Annotated in this window: 12 protein-coding genes and 2 pseudogenes; 2 read left to right on the top strand and 12 right to left on the bottom strand. The window is 42.0% G+C overall.

Features of this window, described 5'->3' with window-relative positions; all coding sequences use genetic code 11:
- Positions 1-203 precede the first annotated feature (203 nt).
- A pseudogene (locus FTT63_RS10885) lies at positions 204-440 on the top strand (hypothetical protein); the annotation flags it as partial.
- A 123-nt stretch (positions 441-563) separates the two neighbouring features.
- Here the strand turns inward: FTT63_RS10885 and brxL are convergent.
- From brxL to FTT63_RS10850, 7 genes are read right to left on the bottom strand one after another with little or no spacing between them, the layout of a single operon-like run.
- Complete coding sequence (gene brxL / locus FTT63_RS10880; RefSeq protein WP_034680344.1) at positions 564-2,603, bottom strand: protease Lon-related BREX system protein BrxL; 2,040 nt, start codon at positions 2,601-2,603, stop codon at positions 564-566.
- Positions 2,604-2,632: 29 nt separating this feature from the next.
- Positions 2,633-5,257, bottom strand: coding sequence for a BREX-1 system phosphatase PglZ type A (pglZ, locus tag FTT63_RS10875; RefSeq protein WP_180192275.1), 2,625 nt, complete (start codon positions 5,255-5,257; stop codon positions 2,633-2,635).
- 43 nt (positions 5,258-5,300) lie between these two features.
- Entirely contained in the window at positions 5,301-8,789 is a 3,489-nt protein-coding gene (gene pglX, locus FTT63_RS10870; protein WP_180192274.1) for a BREX-1 system adenine-specific DNA-methyltransferase PglX, read from the bottom strand.
- 49 nt (positions 8,790-8,838) lie between these two features.
- Complete coding sequence (brxC, locus tag FTT63_RS10865; RefSeq protein ID WP_180192273.1) at positions 8,839-12,513, bottom strand: BREX system P-loop protein BrxC; 3,675 nt, start codon at positions 12,511-12,513, stop codon at positions 8,839-8,841.
- A gap of 41 nt (positions 12,514-12,554) precedes the next feature.
- Complete coding sequence (locus tag FTT63_RS10860) at positions 12,555-13,130, bottom strand: DUF1788 domain-containing protein (RefSeq protein ID WP_002010699.1); 576 nt, start codon at positions 13,128-13,130, stop codon at positions 12,555-12,557.
- 16 nt (positions 13,131-13,146) lie between these two features.
- Positions 13,147-13,758: a DUF1819 family protein gene (locus FTT63_RS10855; RefSeq protein ID WP_180192272.1), complete on the bottom strand. Its 612-nt coding sequence runs from the start codon at positions 13,756-13,758 to the stop codon at positions 13,147-13,149.
- 10 nt (positions 13,759-13,768) lie between these two features.
- Positions 13,769-14,635, bottom strand: a complete 867-nt coding sequence (locus FTT63_RS10850) for a WYL domain-containing protein (protein ID WP_127800373.1) — start codon at positions 14,633-14,635, stop codon at positions 13,769-13,771.
- A gap of 208 nt (positions 14,636-14,843) precedes the next feature.
- On the opposite strand from FTT63_RS10850, the gene FTT63_RS10845 reads away from it, so the two are divergent.
- Positions 14,844-15,173 carry a DUF4236 domain-containing protein gene (locus FTT63_RS10845; protein WP_005403805.1) on the top strand — a complete coding sequence of 110 codons (330 nt, stop codon included), beginning with the start codon at positions 14,844-14,846 and terminating at the stop codon, positions 15,171-15,173.
- 271 nt (positions 15,174-15,444) lie between these two features.
- Here FTT63_RS10845 and FTT63_RS10840 read toward each other — a convergent pair whose 3' ends face one another.
- From FTT63_RS10840 to FTT63_RS10820, 5 genes and pseudogenes are all read right to left on the bottom strand, one after another.
- On the bottom strand, positions 15,445-16,677 hold the full coding sequence (locus tag FTT63_RS10840) for an ATP-binding protein (protein ID WP_001255534.1): 1,233 nt from the start codon (positions 16,675-16,677) through the stop codon (positions 15,445-15,447).
- Between the two features lie 550 nt (positions 16,678-17,227).
- Positions 17,228-18,883, bottom strand: coding sequence for an HNH endonuclease signature motif containing protein (locus FTT63_RS10835; RefSeq protein ID WP_180192271.1), 1,656 nt, complete (start codon positions 18,881-18,883; stop codon positions 17,228-17,230).
- A 498-nt stretch (positions 18,884-19,381) separates the two neighbouring features.
- A complete protein-coding gene (locus tag FTT63_RS10830; RefSeq protein ID WP_168382101.1) occupies positions 19,382-19,552 on the bottom strand; it encodes a hypothetical protein in 171 nt (56 codons plus the stop codon).
- A gap of 29 nt (positions 19,553-19,581) precedes the next feature.
- Positions 19,582-20,522: pseudogene (locus tag FTT63_RS10825) on the bottom strand (IS5 family transposase).
- A 603-nt stretch (positions 20,523-21,125) separates the two neighbouring features.
- Positions 21,126-23,777: a hypothetical protein gene (locus tag FTT63_RS10820; RefSeq protein ID WP_227554689.1), complete on the bottom strand. Its 2,652-nt coding sequence runs from the start codon at positions 23,775-23,777 to the stop codon at positions 21,126-21,128.
- Between the last annotated feature and the right edge of the window lie 17 nt (positions 23,778-23,794).

The raw sequence follows: 23,794 nt of genomic DNA, 5'->3' as shown, positions 1-23,794 counted from the left end.
CTGAATAGCCGGCACTTTTGCAAATTTACCTTGTCTCTATAAGCTCACATCAATTTCAGGTAAGAATAACAATAGATAGTGAACCGTACCGGGTTTGTCGGAGACTTTTTATTTAAGTTAGGCCACCTGACCTAACGGGTTAATCTTATCATTGTACATTGCTTCAAACTCAAAAGGCGATACATTGTCAACGGCATTCTAAAATTGACCTCTTTTACCTTACAAATGGCAAAGTAAAATTGCCCCCTGAAATCAGAGAAAGAGCGGTTCAATTACTAATTGAATCTGAAAAAGATTATCCTTCTACTTGGGCAGCAATCACAGCTATTGATCCTAAAATCGGTTGTACTCCTGAAACATTGCGTGTTTGGTATCAAAAATATTTAGATCAACAAAATCTTGTCAAAGTACAACAGATATCTGATCAAGAAAAAATGAAGGGTAATCCCCCCTAAAATACTAGCTCTTTAAAAGAGGCAGTATTATGCTTTTACAACATGGTGTTTAACTTGAGAAACTGAATTTAAAACAATCTACTATAACTCTTCCAGACAGATATGAAATTAATCCACCCCTAGCCCCTTAAACACAGCATCTACCGGATCTGCATAAAAGCTGGTCTGGAACTTGGTAAACAGTTCCACAGGAATCGTTGGGATATCTGCCGCACTACTCATTGGCAAAGCAACCTTCTTGGCACCCGCATCAAAAGCAACTTGCAGACATTCGGCAATACTTTCCACCGGTGTCACTGAACCACCCAAGCTCATATCACCCAGTACCACCATCTGACTTTGAACCGATCGTCCTAAGAGGCCAGAAGCGAAAGCCACTAAACTTGGCAGAGCAAGATGGCTGAGCGGCCCGGTATTCTGTAATTCAACCACATGTAAGTGGAAGTCATGTTCCAGCACCTTACTGCCACCCGATATTCTGGATGCATTGGCCTTGAAGTAGTCAAATGCGATCTTGACCTGCTCCTTGGCACTGCTTGAATTCCATAAGCCTGATGTCGCCAATTTTCCAGAACCTTTGGTCACTTGAAGTTCTAAGCGGTATAACCCCGGCATGCCTTTATTACTGAGCCCGATGGTATATAAGAAACCTGGCTTGGCTGGACCTTCGGGAATCAGTCCGCCACCACCCTGCTCTTTGACTGAGACAAAATGTTCTTCTAAGGTGTCATTGTCGATATAGCTGAAATGAACGTCATAGAATTCCATACCACCAATTTTCTTCAGCTGCTCTTTGACCCGACGGCGTACCTGCAGCGCATATTCCAGACACTGGCGTACATCTTCTTTATTAAACTGACCGTGTGGGTAGAGCAACTTCATCAATCCAGAAACCGTCTTGCGAACGGCAATCACATCGCGCTGATTCAGGTTATTTCCGAGTTTGAAGTACTTCTCAATGGCATCCGCAAAACTACGCTTACGCATTTCCCGGAAGAATTCAGCCAGATAATCAACGATTAGACCATAACGGTTGGTAAAGAATTCCGGACGCATTTTTGGAATTTCCCAACCTGGAATATAGGCATGAAAACGATCGAAGAATGCCGAATCGATCATGGCTTCAGGGAAAGGTGCCAAGAGATGGCTGGTTTTTACCAACGATTCGACGCTTTGGTTAATATTACCCACAAAAACCATTGAAGCAGATGCTTCCATCTGTTCCCGGCCACGGGCAAAAGATCCCGATGCCATGTAGTCTTTCATGATCTGAACGCCATCTTTGTCCTTAAAGGAAATACCGGCAACTTCATCAAAGGCCACCACATCCCACAACCCCACCAGACCAATACGGCGGCTACTCATGTTATAGAACAGATTGGCGACAGTCGTTTGCCCACCCGAGACTAAAATACTGTTCGGTGAACACTCTTTGTAAATATGGCTTTTCCCGGTACCGCGTGGTCCAAGTTCACAGACGTTATAGTTATTTTCAACGAACGGAACCATACGCGCTAATAGGTGCCATTGCACATCCTCTTTTAGCGAAGCCGGTTCCATGCCGATCGAACGGATTAAACTCTCGCGCCACTGATCCGTGCTTAATGCTGCTCTGCCACTGAAAAGTTCATCCATATTCATATTCGGCATTTGAATCGGCTTGAGTAAACTCACCCCAAATGGAGAATTGGTTTGTCCTTCTTCAAAATAGTAACTGAGCGTAGCAATGACCCAGATACCACCAACAAGTAATTTTTCATACTCTTTGACGATGCCTGCCGAGATTTCGGCATCTTTGATGCCCAGATTACTAAATGATGCTTCGTATTTGTCCTTACGCTCATTCAGCTTTACGGTCACCCGATCAATGACTTTATAACTGCCCCGCTCACGAACCAGGGATTTCACCTTCTCGGCTTCATCCGGGCGGACATAATTCTCTGCCAACACGGTCTTTACGTTACGCAGACCTTGTTCAATGATCTCAGGGTCATCCGAGGCACAGTACATCCCCAGCAGGTACTCAAGTACATAGACAGGGACATTGGCCCCTTCTTTGATCAGTTTAGTCAGATCCTTACGTACCACCCGCCCAGCAAAGTGTTCATTCAGCAGCTGATCCAGTTCTTTATCGTTAGCAGATTCCATGTAGGCTACGCTCTATCGTTAATTCGTTATCAGAAGAAGTCATCGGTAAATGCCAGATCAATGGTGACCTTATAGCGCTGCATTTCGATATTCAGGTCTTTGTCCTTCAGTACTAGGAAGTAATCTTTCTTACGGTCAAAATCAGTACCGGACAATGACAGCCTGACCTGTTTAACCCGATCGGCAACAGAGTCGGTACTGCTATCAAAGGTCAAGGTTTCTTCACTTGATACTTTGAGATCCCCATCATAAATGGCAATGGATAAAGTCACTGGCATGACCAGCTCACTGACAGCTTCAGTTTGCATCAAATCAAACTTCTGGATGTTATTGACCATCTTCAGCGTGGATTTGGTAGAAATGACCTCAACTTTACGCTTGGTCCGCTGTCCAGCCTTTTCACCACGCAGCTGTTTTACCGTTAGTACAGGCACTACGATTTCCTGAGGCATGATGCCGCCATGCACGAAACGTGAGCCTCCTACAAAATGGAAACGGTTCGCCCCTTTTGGAATCCAGAAATCAGTCGCAGATAGTGTACCTGCCGTAGCTTGGGTTGAGCCTTTCCATGCTTCCTTGCTCTCTGGTAAACCATACCCAATCACATAGCGTTTTTTGCTTTTCAATGCATTGGTCGGTTTTTCAGTCAAGCTTGAACGATCCGCAGATTCCAGTTTACTTTGCTGGAACAAGAAGCCATGGTCGGCTGTAATCAATAGGGTGGAAATATTAAAGTGCATTAAAATTTTGCGGCTAAGTTCGGTCAGTTCTTCAATGGCATGTTCCACCGCCATAAAGGTTTCTGATTCTGTAGAGGCACTGTCTCCCCGAGCATCGATCACGTTGTGATAAACGTAAATCAGCTCATGGTCTTTGAGTGCTTCACGGCCTTCATCACGCGACCAGCCTTTTACCATTTCAGCGGTTACTGCCAATCCATTATAGGCAGCCAGAATTTTGGATCGTGCTGCAGTCCCTTTGCTGGACTGCCCATCCACCCATACATCATCCCCTGCGGCCTCTTTGTACTCCAAAGTCTGATGCGGCAATAACGAGGCCATGCCCAGTGTGGTGTAACTTGGGACAACGCCCAGCTGTGAAGACAAGGTCGCTTCGGAATAACGCTTTTCATTGATACGATCACGCAGCTCTACCGCAGCTTCATAGCGGAAAGCATCACTGATAATTACCACAATACGGCGTTTCGTTGCAGAACTGAGTAAGGGTCTGACGTGAGTATCGTAGAAGTTCTGCTGATTTGGGATATCTGCCACTTTCCAGACATTCAAGCGTTGCTCAGCTTCTACACGCTCACCCCAGTTACGTGCCAAGTGGTCAATAAACCAGTAGGAATAGCAATTTTCGACTTCTTCATCGAGTTTTTTCAGGATATCGACATGAGCGCGTTGAGAAGCAGCACTATAGTGGCGATAGGCCATATCAAAGCGATACAACTCCTGCTCGTAGGCTTTATACAAGGCTTCGCTGGAGTCGAAATAGAACCCAGAATCAAACTGCTGTCGCAGACTGAACAGCTCAATCGCTGCCTGCAACGCTGTATAGACGGTACGGTATTTACGGCGGGTTGCATCGTCCTTATGTTTGGACGCCCAATAGCCATCCAGACGGGTAGAAATAATCGTTCTGAAATGTTCCAGTTCAGCTTTGGCTGCTGCAGGAATATGACTGGCCAGATCAACAATGATCTTTTGTTCAATCACTTCAAAGGTCATGACATCCAGCAGCTGCTCCAGATCAAAAGTCCCGACCTTTTCTTGGATCCGCAGTGCATTGGCCACGGTCTGGGAGAGTGTATCGAAGGTTGGGTAGTATTTGGAGCTGTCTCTCCAGCGTGACAAGAAGGCTCTAGCCGTCGCACGTGAACTGACAGATGACATCACCAGTTCTTGAGCCCATAGCGGTATATCGCCCAGGCTTTCACAGAAACCTGTGGTCATCAAACGGATAAAGAACGTACCGAGCTTGAATGATGCTTCCCCATTCAATTCTTCAACTGATGCTGGATAACCAATTTCCGCCTGTAATGCGGTGACTAAAGCTGGCACCAGTTGGAATTTTTCCAGTTCAGCAAAGGAGTCTGGATTGACTTCCAGAGCCAGGTTCTGCTGTACCATTTCATCTGCCAACGCCAAGACAATATGCATCAGCTCGGCACTGTCAGCCTTGACCACAGCTGCAATCATGGCCATATCCAGATCCTGTGCATCTGCATCAGGCTGGATATAGCGTTTCAATGTACTCAGACGGGCTTTGGCTTTAAGGAATTCTTCACGTTTGGCCAGATGTTCTCTTAGACTCTGCTGCTGTAAACCCAGCTCATTAAAAATAATCGAGAAACGATCGGCATAGAAGCTGCGTGAATACAGCTTGATGTCCAGTAACCAGTCTTTTTCAGTTTCAGGCTCAGCACTTGGGAAATACAGCAAGTATTTACCCTGCTGATCCTCAAGTTCCAGTTTAAGCTTAATCGCAAGGCTGGATTCTTCTGCCATATTCAGAATCTGGACATCATTTAGCTCTAGGGCTTTGATTTCTTCAGTAAATGACTGTTCTGCATCATACCAAAAGACAATTCGGTGCTGTTCAGTATAAAAGGCTTGTTCTAGGCCTTGCTGAAGTTGATTTAAGTTCATGCAAACACCTCTGCATGATCTCGTTCGCAAGAAAAGCTATTCATCACTTTTCCCCCGTCACTGCTTTGACTTCAGCCAACAAGTCCCCAAACTTGCCATAGTTCACTTTCACCCCATCATCTAGATCCAGTGAAATACGCTGATCGGCATAATGGCGCAGTTTTTCTTCAAAGCTACTCAGTTCAGCCTGTTGCTTATGCAGTTCCTGCAGTTTTTTCTCGATGCGCTTAATTTCAGCCGCAGAGTCACTGCTTTCTTTTGCTGTTTCCAGAGAATTAGCATAAGCAGCCATTTTGGAAATGAGTGGCATGACGTATTCGGTACGCATACGTGCCAAAGTACTCTCGTTATAACGGTGCAAGTACACCAATGCCTGAAAAGCCCCTTGCTTACCACTGCTAAATAACCAATAGATTGGACGCTTTTTATAGGTCTGCATATGGTCTTTATAGAACTTGCTGGCGAGGTAACGGCGAATGGTGTCTTCTGCTGTTTCACTGGCTTTTTTATCCAAGCTTTCTGCTAACCACAGCATATTGGCGTCTAGTGTGTCTTTACCCCAAACCGCAGTTAAGAACTCTTGGATACGATGTGTAGCATCATCTTCAAACCAGTGCATTTCGGTGAGTGGAATAATGCCGTCAGCATCCGCTGGGAATGTTTGATAACGACTGGCATCAAAGTCTTGATTGCCTGCATGGGCATAGATCAGACCTGATTCATCCAGGCTATAACGTCCCATCATGCAACCAATTGCATAAGACACTAAACGCTGGCTGTCTTTTTCACGGTCGGCACGAGTCAGCGTGATTTGCTCATCGGGTACATCTGGCGTCAGTTCATCCTGTAAACCATAAGCGTCAATAAACAGCTTATTGTTTTCTTCTTCTAGACGTTTCATTTCTGCCACAGCGTCAGCATTTTGCTGTTGCCATGTATTAAAGGCTTGTTCTAAGTTTGGCTGTTGAATATGAATAATTGGATTTTGAGTAAAGTCCCATGAGGTTTCGTAAGAATCCCAATCTGATTTAGAAATTCTAATTAAATTTTCCGTATTTAAAGGTAAATTATCGATATCCTCTACAAATAGGATTTTTCCAATATCCCCAGGCTGAAAGTTTAATGTTGGAGATAAGAACTCAAGATACCTTGACGCTACTTTTGAGTTCAAAAATGCACCATATTTTTTTAAATTTAATTCGGAAAATAAAGTACATCCGCCATTATCAAATAAAGCCCCTTCAGGTGTATATCGACAAGAAAATCCTCCAGAGGATACCGTTGTCCATGTAAAACCTTCTTTCATTTGAAATGACATATTTCTAATCGTCGGTTTCTTAGTCTTAAGTGATAATCTACTTTTTATTTCAAACCCATCATTTTCCCAATTAATAACATATTCACGATTACCGTACCAACGTCTAAAATCACCGCCTTTATTATATGGAAACCACTTATTACAAGTCGTTCCTTCTAAAGCACTAGATAAGTTCTTATTTACTTCAAACCAAAATCTTAAAAAAATTGCATTTTCACCTGTATCAAGGCCTTTTTTGGGGAAACTTACGGTTGAAAGCGTTCTCCCTAGTTCATATAAATTTCTTTCTGCTGTATTCACCCAATAAGCAATAGGTTGTCCAGGAATTTTGTTATATTCATTTTGTTTTGTATTTTTCAATCTTTTATTTTGAATTGGAAATTCTTTTGGATTCCTTGATTCATTTAAGTCATTATTATCACAATATGAAAAACTTCCTGAATAGTTACCAACAGATCTATTTAAGATAATAGTCGCGGCAGTACCAAAGGCAATTCCCATTACTCCATTGCCCATATGCACCATACAAGACAAAGTTCGATCATGTAGCAACTTTTCACGCATTGCTTCATAAGAAGATAAGAACATCCAACTTTGCATAGTGACCATGCTATTAAAACCACTGTCCTTACACCAATCGAAACCACGCTCAATAAACATGGCAAACAGGTCTGACTTGCTGTCTGGGAATTTCTTTTTGGCAAAATCTTTAAGTGCTGGATTCATCCCCTTACCCCCCATATACGGCGGATTGGCAATCACAGCATCATATTGTTTAGCAAGTAATTTAGCTTGCTGAACTAAAGGTAAAAGCTCTTGTGCCGACTGCTGACTAAAGATATCCCCTGACGCTAATGCTTTATTGAGCTTTGTTTCTAAATCAGGCAGCTTTTTAGCGAATGCTGCAGGAATTTGAATCAAAGAACCAAAGGTTGAAGCATGTTCAAATAGGTCCAGCAGTTCTTTTAAATCTGACTTCTCTAGGCTGGTATTGGCTAAGTCCTGACTAAATGCTTCTAAACGATCCGGCTGACTATCTTGCAACGCAATAATATTCAGCTTCGATGGATTGCTAAATAAACGGCGGTCATCCTCACGCGCTTTCATCAATAACGCAAAACTCGCCAACTGTGCCGCACGGGTATCAATATCAATGCCGTACAGGTTATTTTCCAGAATCAAACGTGGAATATCCCGACTGCGGTAACCACGTTCTAAATAAATCGCTTTTAAGCAATCATAAGCTTCAACGAGTATATGCCCCGAACCACAGGCTGGATCCAGCACCGTAATGCTTTCAGGGTTTAAAGTATCGCCATTTTCACTAATACGCACATCAATCAGTTGTTTCAGTTGTGCATTGACTTCGTCGCTTTGCTCAGCTGGCTGAATATAGTATTCCCAATTACTTGCAAGCGTACTTTCTGGATGTGCCATCAGCCATAAACGACCGACACTGTTCTGTACCAAATATTTTACAATCCAGTTTGGCGTGAAGAGTTGGGTCGCTGCAGGAATGTCTTCACTTTTGACGACTTTACCAATCACCTGATCTTTCTTTTCAGAAATATAGAACTGATACAGCCAGCCAATAATCTGCACATCCGACCAATCTTCTTCCGGAATACTGCTCACCAAATCACGGATCAAAGAGTCGGTTTTGGTGAGGTTATCGGGTAATAACAGTTCAGATTCATCAGACACCTGTTCGAACAGGAGTGGCATGACCTGATTCAACGCATGACACTGAGCCAGTAACAGTTCCCGATACAGCTCTTCGTCTTTATTGCCATCCAGCTTGAGTTCAGCCACACGGCTGGCATCTAATCCCGGTAGGTCAATATCCAGACACTCTTCCAGAATCTGTGGCAAGCCTGCACTACCATCGGCACTACTCAGTACACGGCGACCATGATCCAGTAAGCCTTTGCATTCCATGTAACGAATCGCACAGAGACGGTTAAACCAGCTATAAGCGATATAATCAATCGTCTGCTCAAAACTGCTGGCTTGAATGCGTTTAATCAGCTTCTCACGAGATTTCATGACGGATAGCGGAAAAACCTGATCGCCAATCAGCAGCAAGTCGCCTTTCTGTTCTGCCGGTAAAATGCTGTCTGCGGTGATGCCATATTTGGCCGCCTGCTTGCGCATCGCTGCGATAAAATCATTGCGTGCTTGCGGTGCGTATTTTTTAATATTACTGGTATTCATTTAAAAACCTTCAATTGATTGCTGATGCCGTATAGATCGCTAAGCTGAGTTAGCGAATACGCACACGCTTTTTGTCACCCACGATTTTCTTCAGTTCAACTTTGAGTGCGTCTACAAACTGATTCACAGACTCTTCCGTTTCCAGATAGACACTGCTAGAGGTTTTGTTGTAAATGCTGGCGACATCGACTTCCACCACCGGTTTCGGCGGCACTACGGCTGTCACAGGCTGTACCGGACTCACAGCAGCTGCTACTGGGCTGGCGGTGGTTGCTGTGCTGGTTACGCTCTCTGCTTTGCTCTGAGCCAGTTGTGCCGTTTTGGTCTGACGCTGGATTTCCGTACGAACTTCGCTTTCCAACTCATACAAGACTTCATCAAAACGCTCCACGGCGGTTTGGGTTTGCAGCATATAGATGGTGGACAGGCTAGTTTCCACTTCAATATCCGTTTTAAGCAGTTGTAGTGGGCGTAATAGCTTGTTACTCAGCTCAGCGGTAGCGATGCCACTGTTTTTAATCTCAGCTTCTAACTGCTTGATCTTGTCATCAATGTGTTCTATCGCCTGATTACGCTTCTCAGTCAGCAATTGCTCATTGATGCTTTCCACTGTGCGAACCAAATCAGCCACTTTATTTAACAGGCCATAGGGCGATTCAAGGGTGAAAATACGATGTAATTCGGAGAGGGCTTTTTTTGCCACCTCATCACTGCCCAGCGCCTGTTTGTTTTTCTCAAAATGACGTAAGGCCTGTTGCAGTTGCTGCCAGCTCGGCATCTGGTTAGTGAAGAACTCATGAATATCACGATAATCTTCTTCCAGATCCAGATAGTCGTCCTTGTTCTCAACCACGGCCTTAAAGAAATCGAAGCTGTCGCTATTAGCCAGCAAGCGCTCCAAAGTCAGAATCGACTTTTCAATCACTTTCTTGCCCGGGAACTGCCCGACATCAGTTTTGCTTTTGTACGACTTAAAGTTGGCTAACCAGTTGTTAAAATGTTGGGTATAGAATTCAAACAGCTCTTTCTCAGTCGCTGGCCCCATGGCCGAGAATAGGTCTTGGGTCAGTTGGCGTGCCTGTTTCAATACCTGATCATCAGTCTGGCGTTTTTTAATGATCGATACATCACGGCGACGGCGGCTGTTCTGTAAAGGCTCAAAGGCATCTTTTAACTGTAAGCTGCCACCATTTAACTGCAGTGAAATCCGCCCCATTGCCGCCAGCTGACCTACCAGCAGTAAAATCTCGGCATCTGGCCAGCCATAAGGGCGTTTGACAAAACGATCTATCACATCTGAGACTAGAATACGCTCTGTACCGGTGGCCCGTAGTGCAATGTACTGCTCCACTTCCTGTAGGGCTTTCGGATTGCTCTGACCGCCATCCAGAGACAATCCGAGTTGCGCCATATCATCCACAGTCAAGACGGCGTTCAGTTCACGCCAGGCATCCTGCTGATAGACCTGCAAATAGCTCAGTTTGGTATAGGTGTTTTCCAGCAGATAACGACAGGCTTCATCTAGCTTGGTGGTTGGACTTGAAGATGAAAGTTGTAGATGTTGACCCAAGGCATAACTTTCCGCGTCCAGCAACATTTCTTCGACCCGGACACGCAGGCGTTTTTTACGCTCCTGATTCTCACGGCCACGGTCTGCCAGAATACGGCTGATATCCGATTGGGTACCATCATCATTTAAGCGGATGAATTTATTGGTTTTCAGCCAGGTGCGCAGCTCATTAAAGAACTGTTTATCGTCTGCCAGTTTAAACAGTACCTGCCCTTCGGCCTCGGCGCTCTTACCAATACAGAAAGCTTCTGTGTAGAGGGTATATTCCGTATCTAGTGGAGAAATGATTTCAACTTTCAAATCGCTCTCATACTTGCCATCCAGGCTATGACCATCCAGAAAACGACCAATCTGATAGTCCATCTTGTTGGCTTGATGGCGGTATTTGTTCTGATCGCGCAGTAAATCTTTAAAGATCAGATTGGCTAACTCTTTATTTTCTTCTGAAGCTGCTAAGTCAGTGGCTTTAATTTTTCGAGTGATATCCCGCTCTTCATTAGTCAGGAACAGGAACTCATCGCCATTCCTAGTAATCAGGCTTTCTTTTTCCAGACGCTGCAGGCTCTCTTCAATCCGCTTGCGCAATGCCAGCTTATCTTCATCAATTTTCTCAATCGACAAAGTCACCAGGTTATCCAGCGTACCTTTGATGATATCGACATAGCGGATCATGAACAGGGTACGCAGCATCTGCACATCAAAACCATCCAGGGTCTTATTCTGCCCTGCCTGGTCGATGGTACGCTTCACTGCAGTATCCAGGAAACCTTCGACTGAAGTATAGAAGCGGTGGAAAGGAACCAGGGCACCGACTTCATCTGTAGCAATCGCATTCGCGGCCATCTGGAACGCATCCAGCATGGACCGTTCACCATAGGCCAAGTGTGCACCGGTCGCACCGACTTTACGGATTTCTTCAAATACTTTTTGTACCAGCTGAAAGTGGTACGGCGCAAAAGGATAGTTATTGATAAAGCTGTCTGGACCCTCATAGTTCTTGAGTGTTGGGCCTGAACGGTCAAAGGTGATCTGGTTTTTTAAGATATCGCCCTTTTGCTCAAACACTGATCTGAGCAGTGCTTCAGCTTCCGGGGTTTTACGTAATAAACGTTTCTGGATGACTTCATCGGTATTGGAACTGGACAGTGATAAACGGGTTTTAAAACGTCCAGCAATCTTGGAGAAGTCATTGGCTTTGGAAGAAGACATCTCACCTAAAACAGCATCGATGTCTGCCTGCGAGGTGACGATAATCCAAGCGCGGCCTTTACAGATCGTACCCAAGTTTTCAGTAATGGTTTGCAGTGTCAGCATCAAGCGGGTATCGCTGCCAATAAACTGCCCCACTTCATCGACCAAGAACAACATGCGTTGCTGGGGTCCTTTGCTATCTAAGTATTCTTTCACCCACTGACAGAAGTTTTCAACCGAAACACTAAAGGTCTGCTCAGAATCTTCAAACCATTTATGCGCAGCTTCTGCTGATAAGTTGAGGGCTTGGGAAATCGCGGTTTCGACATCATCCTGATAGAACTGATAGCCGTCACGTTCTTCCAACCAGGACATGCCGCTAGATTCTTCAAAAGCCTGTTTAAAGCGCTCATACACCCCTTTCTGGCTCAGATGACGTTCCATATGGGCAATATGTGGATGGTCAGCACTAAAACCCTGATACTCGTTAAACACACGTAAAAACACATTCAGGATCGGATTGCCATCGTCATTGGAACTAGCTTTACTGTCGATGTTAAACAGGATGACATCGGCATGATGGCTAACGGCCTTGCCAATATCGGCACGGATAAATGCATCACGAATTTTGCTTTCATCAAAGAATTCTGCAGCACTGCGTTCGTTACCTTCCGCATCGCGTACCACTTTATTGGCCAGAATATACGACAAGGTTTTCAGGAAATGTGATTTACCTGAACCAAAGAAGCCAGAAATCCACACGCCGACACGATTGGCAATCGAAGGGTCGCTGAGGTCTGTACCATAGGACTGGAAAAAGTCACGAAAATGCTTTTCCAGCTCATTGGTGACCACGTACTCATCCAGCTCCTGGTAAACCGTGGCATTATCATCCTGATCTGCCTTCACCACCCCGTTAATTGCACGATCTAATGGCTTGTAAAAAAGTTCTTTAATGTTCATCTCAATCCATTCCCCCGAATTCTTATTTCTATTTGCCGTGTTTAAGGCACTAATCTGAATGCTCTGTAGTAATTGTTGCTTGGAATTTTTCCAAATAAACTCATCGCTTGACCGTCGTAATAGCCCGGGTAAAACAGCACCACTGGCTTATGCCCCAGTAACGAATGCAAACTGTTCAATAAGTGATGGGCACGTAACAGTGGCCAAACCGACCCAACCCCAGTCATCAACACAATATCTTGCGCATTGGTGGCATATTTACTCACCAGATACGGCGCGAACTTATCCATATGCAGTGGGCCCTTTAAGGCTTTGAGCAGCGCTTCATCGCCTTTGGCTTTTTGCATTTGAATGGCTTTATCGATGAAGTTACGCTCAGCCAGATAATCCACCACGGCTTGCAGCAGGTTGATATTCACCACCTTCAGCTGACTGTGTTTTTTCTCCAGCATCCCGTCTAGAAAATGCAGATATTCGCGCACTTTCAACTCATCTTCAGGTGCATAATCAAAAATCCAGAAGCCAATTTCATTGCCCAGTCCTTGCCCGGTGAGAAACTCGGTGGAAAGAATTCGCTCTGGAATCTGGTTCAGACGCTCATGTATTGTTTGACTCATTGCTGCCCCTCTACAACTACCGCGTCCATAGCGACACTTCCATAGATCTTTTAATGCGTTGTTTATAATGTTCTTCCAACAGGCTACGCAGCTCTGCTCTGACGATCACGCGCTGTAACTCCAGCTTACGGGTACTTTTTAAGTAACCGGCTTCTGCCAGCATGCGAAACACCACCTGCCCCATTTTTTTCTTGCTGGACTCTTTCCATTCACAGATATCCGGATCACGTTGTGAGCGTTCATCCAAAAAATCTGACCAGATATAACTGTCCAAGTGTTGCGCCTGGGAGATATAGGCATCCCTCATCACCGTTTCCATAAACTCAAGCAGCAATAGGTTGCGTTCCAGTGCCCCACAAAAAGCCACCTGAGTCGCCAGTTCATCATCCCCATCCCGCAAAGCTTTCCAGAAATCAGGCTCTAAGCGCTCCAGACGCTTACGAATAGCGGTGGCATTGCGTTGAGCTGAGGCTGCGGTTCTTTTTTGCAGAATATTGTCAACCTGAATGGCCTGATGCCATTGTTCTGGAGTCGCCTCTCGTAATAACAGATCCGCGATCAGCCGGCTTTCACGCACCATCAGTGAGCCACCAATCAGGTCACTGTCATAATGAAATTGTTCTAACATAGCCAATCTCCTATGAAGCTTGATCAAACAGGTAAGACGACAGCTTTTCGATATCTGAACCTTGTAACACCAAGGGATATTTCAAGGCATCTTCCGCCTCAGCCAGCGTGATCGCGGCCTGATAGCGCTGCAAGGTATAGTGAGCCAGGGCTTTTTTCACCGGAATCTGTAATCTGCCATCAGGCATGCCGAAGTCTTTTTCGACCAGCGCTTTTTGAGCTTCATTCAATTTTGGATTAGGGATCAGCGTCAGTACAATTTCTTCATGCCATTGCTGATCCTGAGCAGGGTCTACTGAGTCAATCGCCACCACAACAGGTGTGCGATCAATTCTGGAGAGTAAAAAGTCCTTAAACTGCTTGCTCTGATGGCAATAGGCACGGACATGCCAGCGAAAACCGGTATACACCAGGGTATGTGGGGAAATCATGCGTTCATGCCACTGTGGATTATGCATGGAGGCATAAATCATTTTTAAAGTACTTTGGTTGCGGCAGGCACGCAAAACTTCCCGAATCACTTCAGGACGTACACTGCGATCAGGTAATTGAACTGCTGCAAGATTCGGTTCTGGCATCGCAATCAGGGCATGCGATTCACTGACCAGGCCCGAGAGCATATTGAGATATTCATTGATATGCGCTGTAGTCAGTACAGGCTGGAAGCTGGCTTTAGGCACATAACCCTTGACGGAGGGGTCATGAATCAAGGCATCGGGGTTATACAGCGTATTATAGCGCTTGATATCCGCAGAAGCCTGCTGTCGACTAAGTCCAAACCAGCTCATCAAACGATTGGTAACCAAACGACCTTCCCAGTATGCAAGCAGCTCGATCGCTCGCATTCGTAGCAGGACTTCATGCTTATCTGTCGTCATATACCAATCAGTCAATAAATAGCAGCTTTAAGATTACCCTACAGCAAATATACAGTAAACATTTTTGACGGTATTTAAAGGTAGTATTGCAATCACCAGATAAAAAATATACTAATATAGTGATGATAGCTGTCAAAGTAAGATCTCTAGCAGATCATGGATCCTGGTGTAGAGCGTAAATTGAGCTAAATTTTAGAATGAGAGTAATATGGGTTTTAGATTTCGTAAAAGTATTAAATTATTCCCGGGTTTTAAAATTAATCTGACCCATAAAGGCATCAGCAGTGCCAGCATTGGCAAACCTGGTGCTTCTCTAAATATTGGGAAAAAAGGTACGCGAACCAGTGTCGGTATTCCAGGTACGGGACTATCTTACTCTAAACACCAGCCTTACTCTAAAAAGACCCGTGTTCCACAACCGACATCGCTAGAACACACGGAATATAATCCTCAGAATTTAGAACAACCGAAGGCAAAGATATGGCCTTGGATTATTTTTGGAATATTGTGTTTTATGGTGGGTGCCGTCATTTTTTAGCAAGAACAGCACTGTATTTTGATCAAAAAAAATGCCCAGATGGATGAATGGGCAAACTAAGGAATTAATATCCTTCAGAAACTCCAGCGCAATTCTCGCTACTTTCAGTAAGCGACTCTGGCTCAATCATGATAGTCTGACTCAATCGAATCGAGGTAAATCGATCCATCACAATTGGAGCAGAAATTATGCTTGAATACATTCTTGAATGATGCTGAAAAGTCTTTGAGTTTTAATTAATAAATAAGAGTATCCATGTCTACCCTCAACTTTACTTATTTTCAGATAGCAACCAATCGAGAGCACTCATTTTTACAATACCATTATAATTCGCTTCAGTCCCTATCGTGTCTAAGGTAAGCAAATACTTGGGATACGAATCAGAAATTTTCTGTAATGGACGTAACTCTCGGCTGAGTGTCTCCTCATTGAGCGTTTCTAATGCCACCTGATAATAAGTTAAATTCTGTAAAGTATCGACAGCAACAAAATCAATTTCATATTCATCAACCCGCCCTACATAGACCGTATAACCTCGTCTGACAAGCTCAAGATAAATCACATTTTCTAAGATATGACCTTGATCAGCATTAGCATCAGGCAACATAATCCGGCGCAATCCGACATCAACTAAATAGTATTTTTCAGAGGATTGTAATAACTCACGCCCGCGTACTTTAAATTGTGCAGCACTATAAAATAACAAACTGTCCTGTAAGCCCTGAATATAGCGTTTTACTGTTTCAAATGAAATTTTAACCCCACTTGAAACAAAGGTATTTTTAATTTTATTGATGGAAATAGGTGAGCCTGTCACGCTTGCCAAATATCTTGCGACACGCTCGAGAGAGTTAATATCGGCAGTATTCAAACGGGGAATAACGTCTTTAAACATTACACTGGCATAGACCGCTTGCAAGTAATCATAAGTTTCCTGCTGGCTAGTCATGGCAAGCGTATAAGGGAAACTACTGCGCGTATACATGGCATACAAATCACGATTGGATAATTGTTGGATGATCGGATTATTTTCAATATGCCACTGTTTAAATTCTTGGAATGACAGAGGTAGAACGTGTTGCTCGATATAGCGTCCTGTAAGTAAAGTCGCAAGTTCTCCACTTAGAAAGAATGCGTTTGAACCTGTAATATATAAATCGATATAATCTCGAACATATAAAGAGTCGACTACTTTTTCAAAATTAGTAACATGTTGTATTTCATCTAAAAAAACATAGTTTTTTTTGCTTTTATCAACTTTAGACAGTACATAATCATGTAGTTTACGGTAATCTGTGAGTTCTTCAAATTCCATAAATTCGAAATTGATAGCAATGATGTTTTCGGCTTGTACACCCTGTGCTTTTAGGTCTTGTTGAAACATCGCCAATAAGGTGGATTTTCCAGAGCGACGCACACCTGAAAGTACTTTAATGACATCACGGTCTTGCCATGTATTCAGAAATTTTAAGTAGCCATCACGTCGAATATTAGCGCTTCTCATTGTTTACACTTGAAATCTGAAGTTTTAATAAATTCTATCAAATTTTAGAATGTATATGTAAATATATTTAATTTTAAAAAAAGTTTAAAGGTTAAGTGAAACATTCAAAGCTGCTGTAGAAGCATGTAAACAGCAGATCTGATCAAAATCCAAATTCTGTCTTTTTGATTATTTTCTATGTTATGTTATTTCATTGATGCTACGAGTTAACTGCTATATAAATTAAGTGAAAAGTAAATGGAACTAAGATGTTAACTAGAGTGGAACTCATTTTTGTTGTGCTAATGGTCTCAGCCTTAATCCTAATTGCTTATGAAATGCTAAAAGGTTTATTTTAGAGCATCTATACAATTTTTGATCAAAAAAAAGCCCATAGAGGGAATCTATGGGCGAAACTAAGGACCTTGACGGTCATTCAGAAACTACAGCTAGTTTCTGGTTGTGATTCTGGACTGAATTAAAAATAACCACATTAGCTGAATGTATCAAAAGTTAAATCATGTGATTAATGATTGATACATCTGCAAAAATGAGCTCATCGCTCTGCTGCTCAATACAGTAATTCACCAAACAAATCCGCTCTAATCTCTTCCAGGCTCAGATCTGATTTCATCCTATTACAGATGGGATGAACCAGCAGACCATTCTCTAGAACGCCTTGCCCACCTACGGCTTTGGCAATCCGATGATCCGATTCAGTAGAATCAAGATAGATCAATCCATCACAAATGAGGCAAAAGTTATGATTACCCACCAGAAAATTGTGCTTAAGCAGACTCTTGGTTAATGCCGAAAAGGCCTTGGGCTTTGACCGAGAAATTGGACTAATCGACTCCACATATCCCACCACATGCTTGACGACTGCATCATCATAACCACCCAAAAATCTTTCGACATAAAACTCGTTAAAGTTTATGTACTTGAAGGCCTTAGACATGGACAGAATAAAGGTATTCAGGCATTCCTCATCATCAAAATCAACTTCCATTTCCAAGCTTAAGCAAATAAAGGCTTTATAGACAATTTGTAGCCGATCATAGCCCTTGATACCACTGCCGAACTTGCCGACCGTTTCGGTGGTCGCCACGGGGAAATTGGCGATCAAGAACTCAATACTACGGCGTATCCGGGTGAAGTCCTTGAAACTAATCTTTCGATGATGAATCTGCATGCGGCTTTCATGAATTTCATACACAATTGAAAACCATGCAAGAAAAGAAGTAATCTGAAAACGCTGATCCTTATAAAAATATAAGTATGGATGTAAGCCCAAACTCGGAACCCCAGCATTTTTTACAGGCGTCGCTATCCTGCAAAGAATGGTCAACAGATGCGACATTAGGTTTTCAACGCGCTCCCCCTGATTCAGACTCATAATATTATGAATCTGATCACCCGCAATGATATTCATCAGCTCATTGACCAAGCCAATTTTTTTGCCATGACTCATTTCATTGTCTAATAAAATGGTCGAAAAAAGGAGCTGATGGATCCTCTCCCCTAACTCAATCAGCTCATTTAAACGTGTATATTGGAGCTCTTCCAAGTTAGATTTATTGTCATTGATATAACAACAGGCATAGATCGCATAATAGGCGTCACTCCCGCGACTTCTGAGATGATATTCCTCATATTTATCTAGACGTTTAGTATCTGAGTTAATCGATTGAAATACCCGTCGCGCATCTTCTGGAGTCCCCAGTACCTGCCGGAAACTGATTTTAATATCGCCTAATTTCGATTTTTTTTCTGCAAATTCGGCATCAGTACAAATTTTTTGAAAATCAGCAAGATCTCCTAAATAATTGCGGAGGTAACGAATATCTTGTTTTTGTTGATCATTGAAATTAGGTGCTTGAGGGACTTGCTCATCCGCAAAATATCTATTGATCCATGCATAAATACAGGAAAGACGATGAGCCCCATCAATAATGTAAATATTGCCGTGTATATCTTTCCAATACAAAATGCATAAATTGATGTTTTGATCTTCTGTGCAATCTTCAATAAAGTTTGCAATTTCTTGCACGCTCCAACATTCCGTAGAACGCTGGTTATCCGCTTTAAATAAACATTTGATGATTGGATGCTTTTCAAAATCAGTCAGTGCCACTTCAAAATTGTCACGCTGCATTGAAGGTGACATTTCTTCTGGCAACATGACTTTACGCTGAATAATATTGGTCAATAGTCGTGTAGAACCCATTTCTTATTTTCTCCAGGCAACACTTTCCTACTTTCGCTCAAGTACGAAATTTGAAAATGTATATAGTTCGATTTGGTTAAAGCTGTGAATTAAATGACCGTCAATATCCAGTCAGCGCTAACAAAAGAAACCTAAGAGAAATGGGTACTTTTAAAATGATATTTTTCATATTGTAATCTCGTTGATCAATGTGAAATTTGCCAACATCTTTTCCACGAGATGGTGGCAAACCAAATAGGGGTGGAAATACCGCTCAACGAAACGGCCAGTCATAGACTGCCCTACTTGGCCTGCCATAAAGCATTGCCATGCAGACACAAAAGAGCCACTAAAAGTGACTCTTTAGCACGTTGAGATGCGGGTTTCCACGCCCGATTACAGATTTTGCTGTAATGTAATAATCATATTTGTATCTTTTTCTTTGGTCAAACCAAATTAGACTTTTTTTACTCATTAATTCTATGAAAGGACCTCAATAAATTAAAATATTGAGGATTATTAAAACAAAAAATCAAATTCGCGGATTCCCAGGCCTTTGCTTGGCAAATCAGATTTTGACAAAGCAAAGGCCTGGGCCCCTTTTGAACCACTTATTAAGCTTAGGCTATTTTTAGAATATTTATGATTAGCAGTTTTAACTAAAGGCGGCTTTGTTGCATAAACATTCAAAAGCTGAGTTTTCCCCAATCCATTCAAATTTAAGTGACAACTTGGGTGTGAGGTCTACCTAATTCCGTAAATCTATTCAGAACTGCCACACGCGCATGAACTTCATTGACCTGACTTTGAAAATGTCTTGCCGTCAGCTTATCTCCTAATAATTTGATGCAATGCATCTTGGTTTCCACCAAACTGCGACGGTGATAGCCCGACCATTTTTTCCATAGGGTTCTGCCTAAATGCTTAACCGTTTGAAGTAACTCATTTCGTTCTATTGAACTGATTTTAGAATCTTTCCAGGGCTTGGCATTCTTCCTGGGTGGAATTACTGCATGTGCTTGACGATCTGAAATCACTTGTCTGCAGCACTTCGTGTCGTACGCCCCATCGGTATAGACAGAATCTATTCGCTCATTTGGTGGGATTTGATCCAGTAAATCACCTAGTTCTTGTGAATCACTGACATTATTTGTCGTAAGCTGAACGGCACGTATTTGCAGTGTTTCAGCATCTATACCAATATGCAGTTTACGCCATTGCCGACGGTATTCAGGCTGATGTTTCTTACGCTTCCATTCACCTTCACCTAAAAATTTTAAACCCGTAGAGTCGACGAGTAGGTGTAACCCATCACGACTTTTCTGATAGCTTATCGCAATATCAATATGCTTTTGTCGTCTACAGAGGGTGGAGTACGAATATCACTGATATTCGGGGCTGCTCAGCCACAGAGTTTAATCAGGCTTTGAGCAAAGCCAGTGACCATACGTAAAGAAAGACGGAATAGAGATTTGATCATTAAACAGCATTGAATCGCTGTATCGGAATAAGTTTGATTTCGTCCGTGCTTGCCTTGTGGTTGTGCATACCATTGGGTCTTAGGATCAAACCAGATTGAAATATTTCCTCGCTTGATTAAAGCTTGGTTATACGAGGACCAATTGGTTGTACGGTAAGTTTTAGGTGCAGGCTTCTTCATCTGGAAATTATATTGCTAAAGAAGCCCTCAAGAATAGCTTTGTGCAACAAAGCCACTAAAGGCTAGAATAAGGAATTTTCATTTATGAGCATTAACTCATCAAAACAGATTAATTCAACTTAAATACAGTTTCTATCTTCAGCAATGTATAAAATTGATTAAAAATTATAAACATAATATGAAAAAACGTACTTTTTATTTGGTTGAAAAACCAAAAAATCAACCCAAAATAGAGGGTTACATTATTTAAAACTGATTCTCCAATTAATTTAAAACAACACTCAATTTCATATTAAATCGCTTTTAATTTATTATTTTATTAACAACAAAAGGTATTATTTATATCAATAATATTTCAATTAATTTTAACGTAGCGTGATTATTGTCTTGCGTCTCAACAATGCTGTTTTTTAGGCTAAAAAACACTCAAAAAACCTAAAACCCGGGGTTGGATTTTCACCCTTAATTACCCCATTTTTGAGCGCTAAAAAACTGATTATCTGCAAACCAATACTCAGAAAAATCAAGCTATAAAATTAAAAACAATATCCATATGTTTTCAATGTATTTTTTTTTGATAAATTTCCGTTCATATGCTCAACCTCAGATAGAACCCTTGAGCACTCTTTTTTGATACTCTCGGCACTCTTTCATCTTGTAAAAGACGCTTTGCAACAGCATCTTTTGAATAAAATTATTATCTTTTTTATTCCATATTTTATATTTTTTTATTTTCACCTCGCCCTTTTTTACATTATTAAATTCACTCGGATTATATTCATCCCATTCAAAATTATCTGAATCTTTTGAATAAAGTTTATAGATAAAATCTAAGAATCTTTGATAGTCAATCAAGTCATTTTTAGATGATGCCTTAAAGTTCAAAATAGGACGATCTTTTTCAAGTGAAATTTTATTTTCTAAACAATCAAAAAAATGTTTAAGATCTTTTTGGGTTACATTTTTATTTAAGTTAAAAGGTTGCTCAATCTCATAGTGATTAGACCATGTCACCATTTTCTTCCAAGTAAAACCGATAAGATCCTCATGATTAGCATCATTTTTGACGTGACTTGTATAGAGAGAAAACGGCTGGCTGATCGATTGAATGAATTTCAATACTTCAGGATCGATCGTTGCTTTTTCTTTTTTTTCCCGCCACTTCCGGTATTCGTCTAGAAACGTTTCACGGTATAAAAATACGTCCTGTTGTTGAGGCTGCTTCTGCTTTTTCTTGCTCTTTAATGCAGCAGTTTGAGAATTATTTTCTGTGTGTGAATGAATCTTCTTCATCAATTTTAAAATATCTCTTTCATTCGACTGAAATTTAACCTTGAAATCGCGATGCATCAACTGACTATCGCCTAATAATGCCTTGATCAATTGAGGTGAATATTCACGGTTTGCTTGATAAAACATGTCAGCAATCAGGATATTCAGATGATGCAGATAATGTCTTGCAGTGATCCGAATGTCTTCATGCCCCATCAGATGCGCAAGTCGAGACCAGGCTTGGGCACTACGCGATGAAGCATCCTTCATATTGGGTAAAATGTGCTTTTTAAGCTTACGCCCAAACTCGGAATCATAGTCAGTAAAACAACGTACCAGTGCTATGCTGCCTTTTAAAAGGATAGCCAAATGTGAAGCGGTACTATGCCTGAAAGCGTGAAAGGTATATTGATGATCGTTTGTCCCTAATACAGTATTAAACAGCAACTGGGTAATTTTTGATAAATTTGTACTGGATAAAGGTTGTTCACCCAGCATAAAGAGCTGTTTGATTTTTCTATTGCAGACTGCTGCAGTCGCTTTAGAGCCAGGTAACTGGTTTTGATAAAAGCGACAAAATCCTGTGAACTCGTCCGGTGCTAAAAAATAAGCTAAATCAAACTGACGCGTGGCATTATCACTTTTCAGATCACGCTCAGAATTTAGACGAATCCTAAGGGTGAGATCATCAATATCACCCATTGTTTTTCTCATTTTATGGTGAGATCGATCGTCTTTCTGCTGATCTAAAGCGGATTCAAACACATAATAGAGCTGTCGATTGTCAGGATGTTTTCGTAACTGCGGAGATACAAAATCATCGATACAGATCCCGGCAGCTTCATCAATACGCAAGCCCAGTCTAAATGCCAATGTATAGACCCATTCTAGACAGGTTGCATCCTGCTCAGTCAAACCCAAAGCTTCTGGGTATTCTCTAAGAATCCGTATCATCAATTGAAACATCTGCGGACTAATGAGTCTGGTTTTTAAAAATAAACCGTCACTTTGACGTTCATATAAATATTGCACAATCGGTGCACGATGATTCTTGACTAAGTATTGGTGAAAGGCTTTCAGCCGATCAAAGGCATAACCCGAGGTATTGTATTTTTTATTGTTGTTGGTTTGTGCGGTCGTTTTATGATTTTTCTGATCATTCAGCAGTTTTTCTTCAACAATCGTGCGATACATTTCCTCAAACTGCTCTTCAGTGGCTGTATCTAGATTGATCTGCTGTTCTAGAACATAACAAAGTAGGTCAAGCACAAAACTACTATAGTAACGCTTGATTGTTGAGACTTTAATCGCTGCTTTCCCATGATAAGCAAATTCGTTTTCTAACCACTGACACACGCGTAAATGTACAATAGCCACTACATAATCTAGGTACTCGCCATTTCCAGCCTCATACGCAGATTTATAGTCCTCAGATTTTTGGATGCTTTTTTGGAGTTGATCCGCAAGCTGTTTGGGTTTGATATCCTGATGAAAAGATAAAAGCCAGGATTTCAGCTCATGACGTTGACCGGTTCGTCGATCATGAAATGTTTTGACTGTAACTGTAGGCATCTCCAAGTCTAAGACTTGAGGCTTTTTTTCAAGATTTTTGATTCTAGCTTGAATAGTTTTCCAGCAATCGGGTTGATCATAGAGCTGTGTATACTGCTCATAGATTAAAGGCGAAGTGATGATCTGATTGTTCAGTACACTGGTACTTAACACATCCAGATTAGGAATCTCTTGCCACAAGACATAATCCATATGCTTAAAAATGGCAAAACCGGTCTTTTCCAAGCCTTTTAAAAATAGCTTCACGTGATTAAGCTGTGCAAATGGCTGATCCTGACGTGCTTTTCTAGAGTCCCCCTCCTCCGCCATATTCAGTACAATGTTTAAATGGATTTTAAGTTTTTCTAGCAGTAAGGCTTCAGGCTGATTCCCCGTTTCAATTTCACTCTGTTCTTTTTCCCAGTACAGCAATGGCGAAGTGCTTTGTA

The organism is Acinetobacter sp. C15 (assembly GCF_013420645.1).
Lineage (GTDB): Bacteria > Pseudomonadota > Gammaproteobacteria > Pseudomonadales > Moraxellaceae > Acinetobacter > Acinetobacter indicus.
The sequence above is the reverse complement of the archived record's forward strand: the minus strand, read 5'-3'. Positions and strand labels throughout refer to the sequence as shown.